Source organism: Vibrio sp. 1641 (genome assembly GCF_033339995.1).
Classification (GTDB): Bacteria; Pseudomonadota; Gammaproteobacteria; order Enterobacterales; family Vibrionaceae; genus Vibrio; species Vibrio alginolyticus.
Map to the genome: position 1 here is coordinate 1 of NZ_JAWOVP010000013.1, position 20,538 is coordinate 20,538.

At 45.7% G+C, this 20,538-nt stretch carries 9 protein-coding genes; 4 read left to right on the forward strand and 5 right to left on the reverse strand.

Annotated features, from left to right (window positions below):
* Positions 1–6,876, forward strand: a 6,876-nt coding sequence (locus R7Z47_RS19365) for a tandem-95 repeat protein (protein WP_318130543.1), incomplete at its 5' end; no start/stop codon positions are given.
* 88 nt (positions 6,877–6,964) lie between these two features.
* Here the strand turns inward: R7Z47_RS19365 and R7Z47_RS19370 are convergent.
* Positions 6,965–7,579, reverse strand: coding sequence for an OmpA family protein (locus R7Z47_RS19370; RefSeq protein WP_167415217.1), 615 nt, complete (start codon positions 7,577–7,579; stop codon positions 6,965–6,967).
* Between the two features lie 2 nt (positions 7,580–7,581).
* On the reverse strand, positions 7,582–8,898 hold the full coding sequence (locus tag R7Z47_RS19375) for a TolC family outer membrane protein (protein WP_195723090.1): 1,317 nt from the start codon (positions 8,896–8,898) through the stop codon (positions 7,582–7,584).
* Between the two features lie 401 nt (positions 8,899–9,299).
* On the opposite strand from R7Z47_RS19375, the gene R7Z47_RS19380 reads away from it, so the two are divergent.
* A complete protein-coding gene (locus tag R7Z47_RS19380; protein WP_318130546.1) occupies positions 9,300–16,220 on the forward strand; it encodes a Calx-beta domain-containing protein in 6,921 nt (2,306 codons plus the stop codon).
* Between the two features lie 70 nt (positions 16,221–16,290).
* Here R7Z47_RS19380 and R7Z47_RS19385 read toward each other — a convergent pair whose 3' ends face one another.
* Complete coding sequence (locus R7Z47_RS19385) at positions 16,291–17,484, reverse strand: class I SAM-dependent methyltransferase (RefSeq protein WP_262606958.1); 1,194 nt, start codon at positions 17,482–17,484, stop codon at positions 16,291–16,293.
* A gap of 161 nt (positions 17,485–17,645) precedes the next feature.
* The gene (locus R7Z47_RS19390) at positions 17,646–19,049 is read right to left on the reverse strand and encodes a methyl-accepting chemotaxis protein (protein ID WP_031781373.1); all 1,404 of its coding nucleotides are present in this window, start codon (positions 19,047–19,049) and stop codon (positions 17,646–17,648) included.
* 90 nt (positions 19,050–19,139) lie between these two features.
* Here R7Z47_RS19390 and yccX point away from each other — a divergent pair, with 90 nt between their 5' ends.
* Positions 19,140–19,412: an acylphosphatase gene (gene yccX / locus R7Z47_RS19395; protein WP_017634611.1), complete on the forward strand. Its 273-nt coding sequence runs from the start codon at positions 19,140–19,142 to the stop codon at positions 19,410–19,412.
* A gap of 2 nt (positions 19,413–19,414) precedes the next feature.
* Here yccX and R7Z47_RS19400 read toward each other — a convergent pair whose 3' ends face one another.
* Positions 19,415–19,744, reverse strand: a complete 330-nt coding sequence (locus tag R7Z47_RS19400; RefSeq protein ID WP_005377396.1) for a TusE/DsrC/DsvC family sulfur relay protein — start codon at positions 19,742–19,744, stop codon at positions 19,415–19,417.
* Between the two features lie 408 nt (positions 19,745–20,152).
* On the opposite strand from R7Z47_RS19400, the gene R7Z47_RS19405 reads away from it, so the two are divergent.
* On the forward strand, positions 20,153–20,527 hold the full coding sequence (locus R7Z47_RS19405) for a chromosome partitioning protein ParB (RefSeq protein WP_138939228.1): 375 nt from the start codon (positions 20,153–20,155) through the stop codon (positions 20,525–20,527).
* Positions 20,528–20,538: the final 11 nt, after the last annotated feature.

Here is a 20,538-nt window from a genome sequence, read left to right on the forward strand (position 1 = left end):
GTTGTGGAAGACACGTCGACCATCATTAACGTCCTAGGTAACGACACGTTTGAAGGCGACGACAAAGTGGTGTCGCTCGATACCAACAACGGTCCAGCGAACGGTACGGTCTCGGTCAACCCGGATGGCAGCGTCACTTACACGCCAAACGACAACTATCACGGAACAGACAGTTTCACCTACATCGTTACCTCCGGAGGGGTATCGGAGTCCACCACGGTGAACGTCGATGTGACGCCAGTCAACGATGCGCCAGTGGCAAAAAATGATACCGCTGTTACTGACGAAGACACGCCAGTGACAATTGATGTCCTGCCAAACGACACCGATATTGATGGCGATACGCTGTCTATCCAATCGGCTTCCGTACCTGAAACACAAGGTACAGTTGAGATCGTTGATGGAAAACTGGTCTTCACACCGGCTGAGAACTTCCATGGTGACGCTGAAATCACTTACACCGTGACCGATGGTGCACTGACTGACCAAGCGACGGTCAACGTCACCGTAAATGCCGTAAACGACACGCCTGTGGTTGAAAGCAACCTCGCAGACCAAACCTTGGCGGAAGATTTCACCCCATACACCATCGATCTGAATACCGCTTTCAGCGATGTGGATAACGTTGATGGTGAGTTAACGTTTAGCGTCTCTGGCAACAGCAATGTGTTGGTTTCGATTGAAAATGGCATCGCGACCATTAGCCCAACGGCAGACTGGAACGGCTCAGAAGCGCTGACCTTTACGGTCACCGATCCAAGCGGCGAAAGCGTTAACCAAACGGTGAACTTCACAGTAGCGCCTGTGGCAGACATCGTGGCAGACAACGCGACGGTTGTGGAAGACACGCCGACCATCATCAAGGTTTTAGATAACGACACGTTTGAAGGCGACGACAAAGTGGTGTCGCTGGATACCAATAACGGTCCAGCTAACGGCACGGTCTCAGTCAACTCGGACGGCAGCGTGACCTACACGCCGAACGACAACTACCACGGTACAGACAGCTTCACGTACATCGTTACCTCCGGTGGGGTATCGGAGTCCACCACAGTGAACATCGATGTGACGCCGGTGAACGACGCGCCAGTGGCAAACGATGATACCGCTGTTACTGACGAAGACACGCCAGTGACGATTGATGTCCTACCAAACGACACCGATATTGATGGCGATACGCTGTCTATCCAATCGGCGTCCGTACCTGAAGCGCAAGGCACAGTCGAGATTGTTGACGGCAAACTGGTGTTCACACCGGCCGAGAACTTCCATGGTGATGCTGAAATCACTTACACCGTGACCGATGGTGCACTGACCGACCAAGCGACGGTTAACGTCACCGTGAATGCGGTGAACGACACGCCTGTGGTTGAAAGCAGCATTGCAGACCAAACCTTGGCAGAAGACTTTACGCCATACAGCATCGATCTAAATACCGCTTTCAGCGATGTGGATAACGTGGATGGCGATCTGAGCTTCAGCGTTGCTGGCAACAGCAACATTCAAGTGGCGATCGTCAACGGTATTGCTACGTTCACTCCAACCGCGGACTGGAACGGCTCAGAAGCACTGACCTTTACGGCCACCGATCCAAGCGGCGAAAGCGTTAGCCAAACGGTGAACTTCACAGTTGCGCCTGTGGCGGACATCGTGGCAGATAAAGCGACGGTTGTGGAAGACACGCCAACCATCATCAAGGTCTTAGAGAACGACACGTTCGAAGGCGACGACAAAGTGGTGTCGCTGGATACCAGTAACGGTCCAGCCAACGGCACGGTCTCGGTCAACCCGGACGGCAGCGTGACTTACACGCCGAATGACAACTACCATGGGGCTGACAGCTTCACCTACATCGTTACGTCGGGTGGGGTATCAGAGTCCACCACGGTGAACGTCGATGTCACACCAGTCAACGATGCGCCAGTGGCAAAAGATGATACAGCTGTTACTGACGAAGACACGCCAGTGACGATTGATGTCCTACCAAACGACACCGACATTGATGGTGATACGCTGTCTATCCAATCAGCGTCTGTGCCGAGTGACCAAGGTAAAGTCGAAATTATTGATGGAAAACTGGTCTTCACACCGGCTGAGAACTTCCATGGCGATGCTGAAATCACTTACACGATTACTGATGGTGCACTGACTGACCAAGCGACGGTCAACGTCACCGTGAATGCGGTGAACGACACGCCTGTGGTTGAAAGTAGCATCGCAGACCAAGCCTTGGCAGAAGACTTTACGCCATACAGCATCGATCTAAATACCGCGTTCAGCGACGTGGATAACGTGGATGGCGATCTGAGCTTCAGCGTTTCTGGCAACAGCAACATTCAAGTGGCGATCGTCAACGGTATTGCTACGTTCACTCCAACGGCAGACTGGAACGGCTCAGAAGCGTTGACGTTTACGGCCACCGATCCAAGCGGCGAAAGCGTCAGCCAAACGGTGAACTTCACGGTAGCCCCTGTGGCGGACATCGTGGCAGACAAAGCGACGGTTGTGGAAGACACGCCAACCATCATCAAGGTCTTAGGTAACGACACGTTTGAAGGCGACGACAAAGTGGTGTCGCTGGATACCAACAACGGTCCAGCTAACGGCACGGTCTCAGTCAACCCGGATGGCAGCGTCACTTACACGCCAAACGACAACTTCCACGGTACAGACAGCTTCACCTACATCGTCACGTCCGGTGGGGTATCGGAGTCCACCACAGTGAACGTCGATGTGACGCCAGTCAATGACAAGCCTGACAGTGAGGACTTTACGTATGTTACTGACAAGCCTTTGACGCAAGTTGTATTTGATACTGATACGAAACCTTTAGGTGATGGCGACTCTCAGGATCATATAGCGGATATTGAAGATGACTTAAATGGCAACGATTTGCATGTGCGGATTATTGAACTACCGACCTCAGGAACATTGTTCTTCAGAGATAACAACGGTGAACTGCATGAAATAAAAGAAGTCAGTGACACTCTTTATGAAAAAGATAGCCTTTACTATGAAGCTGATAATGTGGGTTTCTTATTAGGTATCAAGGATCGCCCAGATACACCAAATAGCTCCGAGTCTACAACAGATTTCAATAATTGGGGGCTAAGTGAGGACGGAGGTCCATCACACTCCCGTACTGAGCATTTAGTTAATGGTTCCTCCATCACTATATCTTCTGATAGTGGTGAACTTGCTCAATACAACCGCCAAGTGTCACATATCGGAAACGGTATTGCTGACAATGATGGGCAGGGTATTGAGAAAGGCGAGACAATTACGATCGATTTGTCTAATAACCCTGTGGGCAGCGTAAACCTTGGCTTAGATGGATTAGGTGGATTGTTTGATTACGGTGATGACAACGCTGCGCTTATTACGGTTACGTATTTAGATTCAAATAATATCGAACAGACTCAAACGTTCGAGTTCTTGAAGCCTGAAGGCAACTTCATGCTATTCCAAGAAACAAGCGTTGGTTTTGGGCAAGATCTAGCTCTTCCTGAAGGTTCGGTCATTACTCAGTTAGATTTTTCTACGAAAAATGAAGGGAACTGGGAGTTACGTTATGTAGAAGGTATTCCTGCCGGAGATAGCTTTGGATATGTGGCAGTCGATTCTGAAAGTGGTGTTAGTGATCCATCTACGGTCAATATCGTTAACGAAATACTAGATGGTAATGTTGCGGAAAATGGACCAGTGGTGGAGAGCATTGCAGGTGTTACTGTTGTTGAGGGTGACGATGTCACGTTTTCTGTTTCTCTAAATAACGAAACAGATCAGACCGTTAAGTATCAAGTGGATTTCTCTGTAGAGGGTTCTAGTACGAGCTCTCAAGACATTGATTTGTCGAACGCAACTTTTACTAATGGCGTGAAGTATTTGGGCGGATACCTTATTGTTCCAGCTGGAGTGAATGGCTTTGAGATTACCATTCCAAGTATTGATGATCAGTTGGTTGAATCAACAGAGAGTCTTGTGATTAAAGTCGGAGATGTGTCTGGCGTTGGCTATATTGATGATAATGATGTTCCGCCAGCAGTTCAAAGCAACGAAATTTCCGGATTAGAAGACGAAGCTATTGTTATAACACTAGAACATTTAGGCATCGTTGATAGTAGTATAAGTGTTGAGTTTGACACTTCTGCTCTAAATGGCTCACTGCAAGTGAAAGGTTCTGATGGTTGGGAAGTGGTTTCTGGAAGTGTGCTCGCTTCTGATATCGAAAATGGTCTTGTTCGTTATGTTCCTGCTGAACATGAATCTGGTGCAAATGTTTTCGATAAAGACGGTGTTGGGAACGGCTTGGATACTTACGAGCAGATTCATTTCACTGTTAGTGATGGCAATTCTTCTGCTTCAGGTACGTTGAGTATCGACATAGAGCCTGTCGCGGACCCAATTAAGATTGACCTTACTTTCGGTCCAGTAACGTCTGTACCTGTGACACTAGGCGGAAGCTGGTCTACAGACGAAGAACTTAAAGATCTGCTTGAGGCAAGTAATTTACCAGGGCTTGACTTTGAACATGTGGTGACACAAACGTTTAATAACGGACATGTTGGTAATGACTTAATGCTAAGCGGTGACACTGAATCGCCACTGAGCTTTGTCGGAGATCAACAAGCAGGTGCGAACGTTGATGCTCAAGGCAGTGATATCTTTGTGACTGGAGGAGGTAATGATTCTATCTATGGCGGTATTGGTTCATTAGATGATCAAGCGGAGACGGACACAGTTGTTTACTCTGGCAAGTTGTCTGATTACAACTTCAACTATTACCCTGCATCTGACCACTCAGAGGTCCCGTATTGGATTGTCGAAGATAGCCGATTTATTGATACAAAAGATGTTGTTTCGAGCACTCATAAAGAGTCGGGTGACCACCTTTATGAAATTGAACAACTTATCTTCCAAGATGCCATTATCAAGCTAAATAACAACACAGGAGAGTATGTTGTACTTACAGAGCAGCAAGTCTCTTTTGAGCTGAACCTTGATCTTATCGATGTGGATGGCAGTGAGTCATTCATTAACGATAGCGTCACCTTAACGGGAATTCCTTCAGGGCTAACATTAGAGGTGAATGGCAAAACGGTTACTGAAAACAGCGATGGTTCTTACACGGTTGACCTTTCAAGTGCACCAAATCAAACCAGTCATCAACTAAGCGGTACGATTACTGTACCAGCCGATTACAATGGTTCGTTAGATTTTGATGTAACAGCGACGGCAGGAAGTGTTGAAGTTAATAACAATACTCAAATGGGAACGGACACGGCTTCTGTTTCAGTTCGAGATTATGATTTTGTTTCCGGTACGCATGGTGATAACAAGATAGCTGGATCTGATAGCAATGATGTGATTGTTGGCGATGTTCAAGGATTACAGATTGTCGAGGGGCAGGACTACAACATTGCTTTTATGCTCGATACATCAGGCAGCATGGGTTACGACGTTGGTCTAGCGCTAGGTGAGCTAAAAACAGTGCTGAATACTCTTACCGAAAGTGCTAGTGGCCCTCATTCGGGCAAAGTGAACGTTTTATTGACCACATTTGCTACTGGGAGCTCTCAGGTACTTGAATTAGATTTGAGTGCTGACAACGCAACATCGCAAATAGAGTCTACATTGGATGCAATTTTACAAATCGGTGATGGTAATACAAATTATGAAGCCGGGTTCCAATCTGCACTAGACTGGTTTGCTAATGCCGATAGTGGCGCAACAAACCTAAGTTATTTCATATCTGATGGTCAACCAAACCAAGCTACGGATAACAATACGAGTTGGTTTAGTGGTTGGGAGGGTGTCGTACTTGGCGTGTCAGAACAAAAGTTAGTGACGCTAGCGGATGTCTTGCCAAGTGATTACAGGTTTGGTGATACAGTCACATACAACAATAAAACAGTCATAGATTTTCGCGGGGCGGTGTATTCGCTCTCTACTGGTGAACAGGTGGGGAGAATGCTTAACTCATATGTCTATGATGATTATGGAAATAATGTTCTATCTCAAGCGAATAACGCATATCAAGCATTGGCTGAATTTAGTGAGGTTCGTTCGATAGGTCTTGGTCGCTACTTAGATGAAGATTCGTTAGAAAACTTCGACTCTGATGGTGTAGTAAGAGCTAACATAGATGTAAACCAACTAGCAGAAGTGATCCTTGGTAAGGAAGTTTCATTGATGCAAGGCAAAGATGAGATTAACAGCCTTGATGGAAATGACATTATTTTTGGTGATGCCATGCGTTTCGACGTCGATGGTGAGCAAGGAGTTTCCGCGCTGCAAAACTACGTAGCTTCTCAACTAGGTAAGGATGTTTCGTTGGTTACCAAAGAAGAAGTTCATCACTACATTACTGAAAACCAAGCAGAATTTGAACAGTCTCGTTATTACGACCAGGCAGATATCATCTCTGGTGGTTCAGGAGATGATATTTTGTTTGGACAAGGCGGTGACGACAAGCTGTTCGGTGGTGCAGATAATGATATTTTAATTGGTGGTTTCGGCAATGATATTTTGACAGGGGGGGACGGTGAAGACATCTTTAAATGGATTGATGTGTCCAATGAACGCGACACTGTCACTGACTTCAATAAAGATGAAGACACTCTAGACTTCTCTGATCTCTTTGATGACTTATCTAAAGATGAAATTGGAGAGCTTCTTAATGATCTTCAATCAGGTGATCATACCGGTGATGTCGGAGAGTATCACGTAGAAGTGGCACCAGATGGCAGCTCTGAGGCAAACCTGAGTATTACAAAAGGTAGCTCGACATTAGACATCCATTTTGACGGTGCAAGTGTTGATGATGTGACTCAAAGCTTGATTGCAAGTTTAGAGGCGCAATACAAAGATATGTAGTGGCGTTCCCATTTAGGTAAAATTGAAAATCAAAAAAGGTCTAGCAATTTGCTAGACCTTTTATTTTTACGTTCTGTTTATGGTTGTGTTAGCTTTTTGGAAGTGTAGTGAAAACAGTCCATTCTTTCTTAACTTCACCCTTGTGACCAATCACTGTTGCGGTTACTCGACGGTTTAGTGCGTGACTCACTTGGTCGGTGCCTTGTGTTGCAAGCACTGTGTCTCCATAGCCCACAATGGTAACTCTATCCCCACTAATACCATTCATCATGAGTTCTTTTCTAACGTTCTCAGCCCGGCGCTTGGATAAGTCGAGATTGTGTTCTGCAGTACCAGTGCGACTAGCATAGCCCTGAATCTCGATAGACGTATTTGGGTACTCTTTCAAGAAATCGGACAGCTCACGAATTTGTTGCGTAAAGATAGGGTTTATAACATCGGAATCGTTCGCAAATAGGACTCGAATTTGCATTTCTTGTGAGGAGTCGACATACGAACCGCAGCCATCGTTATCTATCTCGGCTCCTAAAGGAGTACCCGGACACAAATCGCGCTCGTTAATAACACCGTCTGAGTCATCATCTATATGATCAGCCCACTGATCGGCAATTGGCGTATCGATGTAATCATACTCATCGCCTTTATCGGATGAACTGCATGCCGAAATCATCAATGAGAGTGCAATAAGAGTTATGTGTTTCATAATTAATACTCCACTTCTTCTAGCCATTCTTTAGGCATTTCGACCCTTAATGCACTCAACAGTTGACCTGTTGCGTTCATCACTCGATATTTGGCGTACTGCTCTGCGTATTTAGAATCTAAGTAGTCTTTACGCGCCTCAAAGAGCTCGTTTTCAGTGTTCAATAGATCAAGCAGTGTTCGTTTACCGATGCGATATTGCTTCTCGTAAGCAATTACGGTCTCAGACGCAGAGTCTACATGATCTGATAGAAACTCTTTTTGTTGTAATGTTAAATCAAGCGCACTCCAAGAAAGTCTTAACCCTTCTTCAACATTGCGATAGGCACCTTCACGCAAGTCTTTTGCTTTATTTAGCTGGTAGGCGAAGTTTTCCGAGTTCGCTGCATCACTGCCGCCATTGAATAGGTTGTAGCGTAGGCGCAGCATGGCAAGTGTCTCATCACTGCGACCTTTTAAACCATCAGCGTCGTCACGCCATGTTTGCGAAGCTTCAATGGAAATGGTTGGGTAGTTAACACCTTTAGACTGTTTGTATTGAAACTTAGCCGAGTCTACGTCTGCGAGTGCGACTTGAATAACGGGGTGCAGTTCAAATGCCAAGCCTACCGCTTCATCAATTGTGTAAGGAATAAAGTTTTGGTCCGCTCTCGGAAAGATTAGCCCTTGCGGTGTTTGACCGACTAAACGAGTGAACATCGTGTGAGAGTCATACAGGTTATTTTGAGCAGCGGCTAAGTTGCCGTGTGCTTTTGCCAAACGTGCTTCTACTTGCGTTAAGTCAGCGGTAGAGCCGATACCCGAGTTGACTCGTTTTTTAATGTCATCGTAGATATCTTTGTGAACAGCCAGGTTGTTTTCAGACAGCTTGAGTATTTCGTAAGCTTTTACAGCATCTAGATACACTTTGGTGACTTCAAGTGCTTTATCCGATGCGTCGGCCAAAAGTTGAAATCTTACTGATTCAGCATCCGCTGCGGTTCGGTCTATATCATTAAGAGTCGCACTGCCGTCCCAGATAAGTTGGGTTAGTGTCACCGATGCTTCTTTTCGAGTGTAATCTGTATCTCCACGTCCCACCTCGTCAGAAGGGTCTAATCCTTCATACCCAATACCCGCATCTAGATCAATAGAGGGTAAGTAAGCACCCGAAGATGCTTCATTTACGTATTTTCGGCTCGTAAATTCATTAAATGCACTCTTAATGTCAGGGTTGTTTTTTAACGTCAATGCCACGGCTTGCTCTAAAGTTTGACCGAAAACGGGTATAGACACCATTAAACTACAGCAGCAAGCAATATTTAGTCGGTTCCATTTCACGGTATTTCTCCTAAAAATTCGTGTTGCTTTTTGCTATTTCATCTCATTACTGAGACGAAACATCATAAATAACAGTGCTTGAGTAAGGGATTTATCAACCTACTGTTAAAACAAAGCTTTTGTTTCAAAAATCCAAGATTTCGCCTTTTAAAACCTTAGCACATATGTCGAATGTTGCTTAGCAACATAGCAAGTTTAGCTCGGAGAAAAGCTTGAATTCTTAATATCATAGCGTTTCACGGCCTGTGTCACTCTGCGCTTTTTTGTAACTCTGCCCCTAGAGTTATCAAACGTCCTACAAGCTACACATACAACGAAAATATGATGATTTTGACTAAACTATAGACGTAAATGTAGGGGTGACAAACTTTTGACTTGGTTTGAAGTGGGGCGAGGTAGATATGGAACGTGTAACTTTTAGCTCATTGGCAGGCAACATTGTCGTTATCGGGTTGGACGGGGAGATTAGGACTTTAGGTCAGGGTCAACTACCTCAACCAGGAGAGTTAATAATCGATGAAGTATCAGATACTTCTGAACTTGTTATCGAGCAGGTGACACCACAAGGAAGTTCGATAAATGTAACTGATGATATCACTGCGTTAATTGAAGCAATTGCGAGTGGGGAAGACCCGACAGAGCTGGGTGAAGAGTTTGAACCTGCTGCAGGTGAAGGAAACGGGTCTAGCCCACAGAATACGGGAGCTATAGATCGCACAGGTGCTGAATTACTCGCTAGTACCAATTTTGAGACAGTGGGAACTGACGGAACAGGATTTTCAAGTACTCAAGTAGAGACGCTACTCGATATTCTCCAAATACAACCACCAGAACCAACAGCAACCCCCATTCCTGCAACGATAATTGTTCAGGAAATATCCAGCCCGACTATCAACGAAGGTGATCAGGTTGTATTCGATATTACTTTAAACCAAGCAACAGAAGACAATACTGATGTCACTTTGTCGCTACTTGATGGCACCGCAACTGGCGGTTCAACTGACGAGAGCGGAAGTGACTACGTTAATGAGCGTGTTCTCATAACATTTTCTGATGGTACAACGGAAGAAATCTTGGTTGATGATAACGGTACTTTTACAGTCTCGGTCCCATTAGGTGAAAGCGGGTTTACGGTTTCTCTCGACTCTATAGATGACTCTATATTCGAAGGCCCAGAAACGTTTACGCTTTCTGGCACAACAGAAGAACAAAATACACCTGCAACCGGGGTGGCAACCATTGTTGATGATGGTAGTGGGCCAGGTTTAAGTCCTGATGATGATCGCCCAACGGTAACGATGAGCGATGCAGGGATAGTTAATGAGGGTGAAACGGCTAGCTTTAAAGTGTCGTTATCTAATCCATCAGCTATAGATGTTGAGGTTGAACTGACTCTCAACTTAGGTGACACCGAAGCCGGTGACTTAGGTCTCTTAGAATACAACACGGGAAGTGGCTGGGTTGCAGTGCCAAATGATGGTGTGGTGACGGTGCCAGCCGGGCAAACCGAATTTGATGTGCGTATCGCTTCCATTGATGACGCGGTGTACGAAGGCCCAGAAGATTTCAGCGTGACGGTGACTGGCATTGGGGCAGTGCAAGGCAGCGATACCGGTACGGCAACGATAGTGGATGACGGCAGTGGTCCAGGCCCCGATCCGGATGATGACCGCCCGAATGTGACTATTACCGATGCTGGCACCATCAATGAGGGTGAGACAGCGAATTTCAAAGTGACGTTGTCGAACGCCTCCGAGTCTACAGTTCAACTCGAGCTTGGCCTCAACTTAGGTGACACCGAAGCCGGTGACTTGGGCACCTTAGAATACAACACGGGAAGCGGTTGGGTTGCAGTACCAAATGATGGTGTGGTGACGGTGCGAGCAGGGCAAACCGAGTTTGATGTGCGCATTGCTTCTATTGATGATGCCGTTTATGAAGGCCCTGAAGATTTCAGTGTGACAGTAACTGGCATTGGGGCAGTGCAAGGCAGCGATACCGGTACGGCGACGATAGTGGATGACGGCAGTGGTCCGGGCCCTGATCCGGACGATGACCGCCCAAGTGTGACTATTACGGATGCTGGCACCATTAATGAGGGTGAGACAGCGAATTTCAAAGTGACGTTGTCGAACGCCTCCGAGTCTACAGTTCAAGTCGAGCTTGGCCTCAACTTAGGTGACACCGAAGCCGGTGACTTGGGCACCTTAGAATACAACACGGGAAGTGGTTGGGTTGCAGTGCCAAACGATGGCGTGGTGACGGTGCCAGCAGGGCAAACCGAGTTTGATGTGCGCATTGCTTCTATTGATGATGCCGTTTATGAAGGCCCTGAAGATTTCAGTGTGACAGTAACTGGTATTGGGGCGGTACAAGGCAGCGATACGGGTACGGCAACGATAGTGGATGACGGCAGTGGTCCAGGGCCTGATCCTGATGATGACCGTCCAAGTGTGACTATTACGGATGCTGGCACCATTAATGAGGGTGAGACAGCGAACTTCACAGTCACCTTATCGAACGCGTCTGAAGCGGAAACGCAAGTGGAGTTGGGCCTTAATCTTGGCGATACCGAAGTTGGAGATTTGGGCACCCTAGAATACAACACGGGAAGCGGTTGGGTCACAGTGCCAAACGATGGCGTGGTGACGGTGCCAGCAGAGCAAACCGAGTTTGATGTGCGCATCGCTTCTATTGATGACGCGGTGTACGAAGGCCCAGAAGATTTCAGCGTGACGGTGACTGGCATTGGGGCAGTGCAAGGCAGTGATACGGGGACGGCGACGATAGTGGATGACGGCAGTGGTCCTGGCCCCGATCCGGATGATGACCGTCCGAATGTGACCATCTCTGATGCTGGCATCATTAATGAAGGTGAAACAGCTAACTTCAAAGTGACGCTGTCGAACGCGTCTGAAGCGGAAACGCAAGTGGAGTTGGATCTTAATCTCGGCGATACCGAAGCCGGTGACTTAGGTACCTTAGAATACAACACCGGAAGTGGTTGGGTCGCAGTGCCAAACGATGGCGTGGTGACGGTGCCAGCCGGGCAAACCGAATTTGATGTGCGCATCGCTTCCATTGATGACACCGTTTATGAAGGCCCTGAAGATTTCAGTGTGACAGTAACTGGCATTGGCGCGGTGCAAGGCAGCGATACGGGAACGGCAACGATAGTGGATGATGGCAGTGGTCCGGGCCCTGATCCGGATGATGACCGTCCAAGTGTGACTATTACCGATGCTGGCACCATTAATGAGGGTGAGACAGCGAACTTCACAGTCTCGTTATCGAACGCGTCTGAAGCGGAAACGCAGGTGGAACTGGGTCTTAATCTTGGCGATACCGAAGTTGGAGATTTGGGCACCCTAGAATACAACACGGGAAGCGGTTGGGTCACAGTGCCAAACGATGGCGTGGTGACGGTGCCAGCCGAGCAAACCGAATTTGATGTGCGCATTGCTTCTATTGATGATGCCGTTTATGAAGGTCCTGAAGATTTCAGTGTGACAGTAACTGGCATTGGCGCGGTGCAAGGCAGCGATACGGGTACGGCAACGATAGTGGATGACGGCAGTGGTCCGGGTCCAGATCCGGACGATGACCGCCCAAGTGTGACTATTACGGATGCTGGCACCATTAATGAAGGTGAAACAGCTAACTTCAAAGTCACCTTATCGAACGCGTCTGAAGCGGAAACGCAGGTGGAACTGGGTCTTAATCTTGGCGATACCGAAGCCGGTGACTTAGGTACCTTAGAATACAACACCGGAAGCGGTTGGGTTGCAGTACCAAATGATGGCGTGGTGACCGTGCCAGCCGAGCAAACCGAATTTGATGTGCGTATCGCTTCCATTGATGACGCCGTTTATGAAGGCCCAGAAGATTTCAGCGTGACGGTGACTGGCATTGGGGCAGTGCAAGGCAGTGATACGGGCACAGCAACGATTGTGGATGATGGCAGTGGCCCGGGCCCTGATCCGGACGATGACCGTCCGGTTGTTGCGGCAATTAGTGATACAACCGTAAACGAAGGTGAGTCTGCTACGTTGGTTGTCACTTTGAGTAACCTAAGCACTACGGATACTCTCGTTAATCTGACACTTAATGATGGCACAGCAGAGGGAGGGGTAGATTACACCAAATCGTCTGTTACTGTTACCTATGCAGATAGTTCATCAGACGTTATCCCTGTGAACCCTGATGGTACATTTAATGTGTCCGTACCAGCTGGTGATATTACCTTTGACGTTGTGATAAGTACCACCGACGATGAGCTGTTCGAAAGCGATGAAAATTTCACATTAATTGGACAGACCGAGATACAAACAATTCCGGTTACAGGCACGGTAACGATTCTTGATAACGATACAGTCAGCGTTGCCTCTATTTCTAGTGAAGTGGTTAATGAAGGTGAACCTATCATTTTTGATGTTACTTTAAGTAACCCTAGTGATAGTGAAAGTTTGGTCAATATGGTGCTCGCTGATGGTAGCGCAGAGGGGGGCATAGACTACATCAATACATCGGTTACAGTTACCTATGCGGATAACTCAACAGATGTCATTACTGTCAACGCAAACGGAACATTTGATGTTTCAGTTCCCGCGAACGACGTCTCATTCAGCGTCACAGTCAATACTATTGATGATGACCTATTCGAAGGCGCAGAGACTTTAACACTCTCGGGTAAAACTGCCACTCAAATTACATCTGCAATGGGTACAGGGACTCTTCTTGATGATGGTTCGGGGCCAGGACCTGATCCAGATGACGATCGCCCAACAGTTGCAGCGATTACCTCTACAACGGTAAACGAAGGTGATATTGCAACACTAGATGTAACGTTGAGTAATGAAAGCACCACCAACACCACTGTCAATATGATGCTGACTGACGGATCAGCAGAAGGCGGTGTGGATTACACCGATACTTCAGTAACAATTACTTATGAGAGTGGCGGCATAGAAGTCGTTACGGTAAATCCAGATGGCAGCTTTATTGTCGATGTGCCCGCAAATGATAAGACTTATAGTGTTTCTGTAAGTACAACAGATGATGACTTATTCGAAGGACCTGAAACCTTTACGTTATCAGGTAACACTGATAACCAAGTTGGCTCTGTGATTGGTACCGGTACTATTGTTGATGATGGTAGTGGCCCAGGACCAGATCCTGATGATGACCGCCCGACTGTAGCAGCGATTACGGATGCCATAGTTAGTGAAGGTGAGCTGGCAACGCTTGAAGTCACTTTAAGCAATGCAAGTACCACAAACACCGTTGTTAATATGACATTAGCAAATGGGACAGCTGAAGGAGGTTCGGATTATACAAATACGACAGTAACCGTTACCTACGCTGATAGTAGTACCGACGTTATTTCAGTGAACCCAGATGGTACGTTTGATGTCATTGTACCAGCTTTAGACACAACATTTAGCGTTACTATGGTGACGTTAAACGATGATATTTATGAGGGTGATGAGAACTTTACATTATCCGGTGCCACTACTGTGCAAACAACTGCTGCGGTCGGTACCGTAACGATTAACGATGATGCAGACATACCAACTGTCACTGAAATTACGGATATTCAAGTGGTGGAAGGTAACGATGCGAAATTTAACGTTACACTGAGTAATGCAAGTGCGGTTGCGATTATGGTTAGTATGTCTCTCTTAGACGGAACCGCTGTCGCTGGAGATGATTTTAACGCTACGAGTGTGACCATTACTTATGCTGATAACACGACGGAAGTTATTGCGGTAAACCCTGATGGAACGTTTGATGTCTCGGTACCTGCGAGTGATACTAACTTTAGTGTTACGGTAAACACTGTTGAAGACCAGATTTATGAATCTTCAGAAAACTTTGTTTTAACTGGTTCGATTCAAGGGCAATCACCTGCAGCGTCAGGCCTTGGTACTATTATTGATGATGACAATACACCTCCGACAGTAGAAGACTTTGGCATTTCGGTTGACCTTAGTGTGGGAGGAGACGCTTTAATTGACTTTGCACCACATGCGCAAGACTTTGAAGATGACTTTGATCTTCAAGATGATAAAGAAACGAGCATCTGTGTCACGACGCTTCCAGACTATGGCTATCTCTATTACTTGGATGATCAGAACAATGAAGTCATATTGGACATTGGTGATGTGATTCCAGAAACTACGGAAGTCAGATATGCACTAACGGAAGACTTCTTTGATGAGCAAAGCTTTGATTCCCAAGATTTACTCGATGAATTTTCTAAAGACTTCATTGCCGATTCAGTCGATGTTAACGGTTTAAGTTTCTTTGGAGGAACCATTGATGGTAATGGTGACTTTGTCAATAATGCTCAAATCAAGGTTGACTTTGCCGCTCAGCAGGTAGGTTTAGTCGTAGTGTCTCCGGGCGAAACTGGCCAAGGGGATGAAATTAGTACGAGTGAGTTCATTGCCATTGAATTAGACGAAGGGCTTGAAGCTAAAGAAGCAAGGTTAAACCTAGCAAGCTTGAATGATAGGTTTAACAGTGGCGGCGCTTGGATTCAAGCATACTTTTATATGGGCGATACTCTTGTTGATATACAAACCATACACACCAGTGACATCGTATTTACTGGTAATCAAGAAGGTTACGCTGACGTATCGCTAAGTAATGGCAGTTTTGATGAGATTCGCTTGTTCCCTGAAACAGACAGTTCAAGTGATAAAGCCAGCTTTACTCTAGTTGGTACTCAGATTACAAGTTTTAATAATGTAAACGACTCGTTTGATTACAAAGCGATTGACTCAGATGGTTTAGAAAGCGATACCACTGCAACCGTTGATATTGATTTTAACAATGTCTCTTTTGAAACAGTGACCGCTTTCGGTACACAGACTGCTTCGTTACAGCAAGAGCCTAATATCATCATAGGAACAGACCAAGATGATGTTCTTGTAGGCACCGATGGTAATGATATTCTAATTGGTGGTCTAGGTAATGATATTTTGACTGGTGGCGGAGGTGATGACATCTTCAAGTGGACAGAGATGCAATCCGCAACTGACACCGTGACGGATTTCAGTGACGGGGATCAGCTCGATTTTACCGATGTATTTGATGATATGAGTGGTACTGATATTTCCACATTACTTGATGATCTCGGCTCGGGCGATTATCACGGAAGCGTGGATGATATCACGGTGGCGGTGACTGAAAGTGGAGGTAACTCAACTCTGACCATAAATAAAGATGGACAACAGTTGGAGGTTAATTTTGACGGAGCTTCTGCTTCTGATATTGCCAATAGTTTGATTTCTAATCTTGAACAATTACGAGAGTAAATGATTCAAAATGAAAAACGGAGCGAAAGCTCCGTTTTTCATTTAGTAATGCAGTAAGTTCAGGCAATAATTAAAGCACTTTACATGCAAAACCTTTTAAGTAGAAACCTTCTGGATATGCGGTATCGGTTGGGTGGTCAGCGGCTTGTTCAAAACGCTCCACAAACTTTACTTGGCGGTTAGCATCTACGGCTGCATCAGCGATGATTTTCTGGAACAGAACTTGATCCATCAAGCCAGAGCACGAGTAGGTTAGTAGCGTGCCGCCCGGTTTTAGAATTTGCATTGCTAGCATGTTGATGTCTTTGTAACCACGACATGCGCCGTTTAGTTGTGCTTTGCCCTCTGCGAACTTCGGTGGGTCCATGATCACAACATCGAACTGAGTTCCTTGATCACGATACTCACGAAGCAGCTTAAACACGTCTGCATTTAGGAACACGGCACGCTTCTTCGAAATATCAAACTCGTTTAGCTCTGCGTTGAATTTTGCGGTATCTAAAGCAGGTTGCGACACGTCAGCGTTAATCACACGCTTTGCATCACCTTTTAGAGCGTAAAGTCCGAAGCCACCTGTGTAAGAGAAGCAGTTAAGAACTTCTTTGCCTTTCATATATTTCATCGCTTGCTGGCGACTATCACGTTGATCTAGGTAGAAACCTGTTTTGTGTCCGCCAACGATATCTACACTAATCTTTACGCCATTTTCTTCGATGACGACCGATTTAGGTGGCTCTTCGCCGTGCAAGACGCCCGTGATCTCTTTTAAACCTTCTTTTTTACGAACGGCCACGTCAGAGCGCTCGTACACATTACAATCAGGGAAGCACTCAACCAGAGCGTCAACAATAGCCTGCTTATTGTGTTCTGCGCCAGCACTGAGAAGTTGGCACACAAAGAAATTTTGGTAACGGTCGATCGTAACGCCTGGTAAGCCGTCAGACTCTGCTGCGATAAGGCGATAACCCGTAAGGCCATCACGTTCGATAATGTCTTCACGAAGAAGTTGTGCGTCTTTAAGTCGTTTAACGAAAAACGCGGTGTCGATTTCTTCTTTATCAAAACTCCAAATACGAGCACGAATTTGTGAAGCTGGCGAATATGCCGCTTTAGCTAGCCATTTACCGTCGTGAGTGAATACATCAACCGTTTCACCAAGAGCAGGTTCGCCCTCAACTTTGTTGATGCCTCGAGAGAAGATCCAAGGGTGCTTGCGCTTGACCGATTTCTCACGACCTTTAACCAAATAGATAGCAGCTGTCATTTCATTAGCTCTTGTTGAATTTTGAAAGGGGCGTATTGTCCGGGATGTGAATGGTAAAAGCAATATACCTCGGCAATCCAGTACATTGTAGTGACTTTTAAATACAAAAAAGGTCACTAAAGTGACCCTTTTATTTGAATTTGCTGTAACAGATTCCGTTGCTATGCTTTAAGTCCAGTAAGTAGTGCTTCCATTGTGTCGCTTTGCTTACGCAGTTGATCAACGTTTTGTGAAGTCGTGCTTATCATATTGCACACGTTATCTGCTTGAACTCGAATTTCTTCAACGCTTGAGGCGATATTGTCCGCGACTACACCTTGCTCTTCAGCTGCTGTTGCAATTTGAATGCTACTGTCGGAGATAGTTTGATTTTTATCTGCCAAAGAGCCGATTTCGTGATTCACTTCCGTCATGAGGTTTTGTCCCTCATTTGCATTATTAACTGTCACTTCCATCAGCTTAGTAAGCGACTGGCTGTTACGCTGTAATGATTCAATCATCGTTTGGATTTCAACTGTCGCTTGCTGAGTGCGTCCCGCAAGAGCGCGAACCTCATCCGCAACGACCGCAAATCCACGACCTTGTTCTCCAGCACGTGCAGCTTCAATAGCCGCGTTCAGAGCAAGTAGGTTGGTTTGCTCGGAGATCCCATTGATTGTTGTCACTACTTCATCAATTTGTGCTGCATTGGCATCTAACTCGGCAACGGCTTGAGACGCAGATTGAATCTCATTAGAAAGGTTCGAAATCGAGTGAAGCGTATTCTCAACTTTCACTTGTCCAGACTGAGCCACGTTACGTGCATCATCGGTTTGCGTGCTTGAATCGTGAGCTAGTGTCGCGACTTCTCGAATCGTTGATGCCATCTGTTCAGTTGCACTCGCAAGAGAGTTGAGGTGTTCCTGCTGAGTCGCTGAAATATCTGAACTGTGATGAATCGATTGATTCAGATCTGAGCTAATTTGTTGCATTAAAGCCACAGACTCTTGAATCGACAGCACCATTTGTTGCTCTCGTTCTGCAACTTTGTCTATCGTAATAGCAATTTCACTAAACTCGTCGCGAACAGGGAAGAAGTTCATTCTCGCAGTTAGGTCGCCACCAGCAAGAGTGTTTAATGCTTTGTTCATCGTGAACATCGCGCCGCCAATAAACGTCATGATGTAGTAAACGCCAAGAGCGAGAATAAACAAGCTCACACAGATGATGCTCACTTGAGTCGTTGATAGGGCAGTCCATAAAGAAAGTTCATGGTTTGCAACCAAGCTGTACGCACCATTTAAAACTGACACGGATTGCGGCCCTGAGCCAATAGAAACGGTTTCTGAACCCGCTATGAGGCTTGCTACTTGAGATTGAGAAAGGTTGCCTGCCTCTATCAGACCTTTCATAAGCATGAGCTCTTCTTGGTACATATTTGAGATCAGTGTATTAGCCGCGCTATTAAGGACGAGTGTGAGAATGACTAAAGCAAGAAGAGGGAGAACGAAGAGCAAATAGAACTTTTCTTGAATCTTTAAGTGAATGAGATACTTATCAATCCAGCGGAATGGAATTTCTTTCATAATTATAATAACCGTGCAAAAACCCACTATCCTTAGTGGGGTGAATAGACGCAAAGAATATATCACTCAGTAAAAAGAAGCGGTACAAAGATGAACGTAAAGTGTGAGAGATTTATAGTAAAAGGTCACGTTCAAGGCGTCGGCTTTCGTTACCATACTTCCCATCAAGGATTGAAGCTAGGGTTAACAGGTTATGCGAAGAACCTAAACAATGGTGATGTTGAAGTGATGGCGTGTGGAACAGACGCGCAAATAGTTGCGTTTTCGGAATGGTTACAAGAAGGACCGCGAACGGCAACAGTAGAGCATGTGATGCAGGAGCCTGCGTCGTATAAGCCGTTACGCGGTTTTAAAATTTTATGAATCTACAAGCATTTAGCTGGCTTTGGTAGGCCGGCTAATTTGGTTGCTTGTTTGGCTGGTCCCTTTTTAAACAGCTTGAATAGATACTTACTGTTACCTTTTTCCGGGCCGTGCGCTTTTTCCATCGCTTTCACAAGCATACGCACTGCTGGGGAGGTATTAAACTCTTCATAAAAGTCTCGCACAAAATGCACAACTTCCAAATGAGCATCCGTAAGCTCGATGTCTTCTTCTTTTGCTAAAAGCTCAATCATACCTTCTTCCCATTGAGTATGATCCAATAAGTAGCCTTGAGCATCCGTTTCAATTTCTTTGCCGTTGTAAACGAACATAACGTTTTATCCGTTAAGTAAACATGGATGTTTATAGATTAGCGACAGCCGAGAATGTTCTCAACAAAAGAATCTCGAAGTCGTATCGAGCGAATCAAAAGCGTACAAAATGGTGAGTGTTTTTGACTGAGCTAGGCACTTTGATATAAATGCTCTTTTATTCAAATAAATAGGAAACTATTCAGTTTGTTAGAAACTTTACGGGGTGAGTACCAACAAAATTGCATGGATATCCAGGCTTATTCATTTTTGTTTTGGTTTTTTCTTGGCTACTTGTCTGATTATGGGATTTTATGGGTGAATGAATAGCTGACAACGTTGTGTTTGTTTTCATAGACCGATATTCTCTTTGATTGATGAAAAGCCTGTATTCAGGTTAGAAACAACAATGATGACAAGGAGTTAGTCATGTCGAAACAACGTTACATTGAGATTAATGACAATGTAAAATCCACTTGGTCCATCGAGCGAATTTGGCAACTTGCAGAATCCTTACCTGTAGAAGAAATTGCGATTGATGATATAAAAGGCCCAAATGAAGTGACTTGGTTTAGTCATGAAGGGCCACAGCCAACCTGCCGCGAAATTGCAAAACATTGCCAACGAATCAACAATGCTGATTTGTCGTATCCGGTAATCTTAACCAGTGACTATCGTGTTTTTGACGGTATGCACCGAATCGCCAAGCAAATCATGTTAGGAGAGGAAACGATCAAAGTGAGACGCTTTAGAGAAAACCCAGAAGCTGACGAAGTTATCGAGTTGTCAGTAGAGCAGGCGTAATACACTGAATT

What these genes read in the sequence shown, in the direction of transcription:
- R7Z47_RS19370 (WP_167415217.1), bottom strand. Translation starts at nt 7,579, where the DNA reads ATGAAACACATAACTCTTATTGCACTCTCATTGATGATTTCGGCATGC.
- R7Z47_RS19380 (WP_318130546.1), top strand. Translation starts at nt 9,300, where the DNA reads ATGGAACGTGTAACTTTTAGCTCATTGGCAGGCAACATTGTCGTTATC.
- R7Z47_RS19385 (WP_262606958.1), bottom strand. Translation starts at nt 17,484, where the DNA reads ATGACAGCTGCTATCTATTTGGTTAAAGGTCGTGAGAAATCGGTCAAG.
- R7Z47_RS19390 (WP_031781373.1), bottom strand. Translation starts at nt 19,049, where the DNA reads ATGAAAGAAATTCCATTCCGCTGGATTGATAAGTATCTCATTCACTTA.
- yccX (WP_017634611.1), top strand. Translation starts at nt 19,140, where the DNA reads ATGAACGTAAAGTGTGAGAGATTTATAGTAAAAGGTCACGTTCAAGGC.
- R7Z47_RS19400 (WP_005377396.1), bottom strand. Translation starts at nt 19,744, where the DNA reads ATGTTCGTTTACAACGGCAAAGAAATTGAAACGGATGCTCAAGGCTAC.
- R7Z47_RS19405 (WP_138939228.1), top strand. Translation starts at nt 20,153, where the DNA reads ATGTCGAAACAACGTTACATTGAGATTAATGACAATGTAAAATCCACT.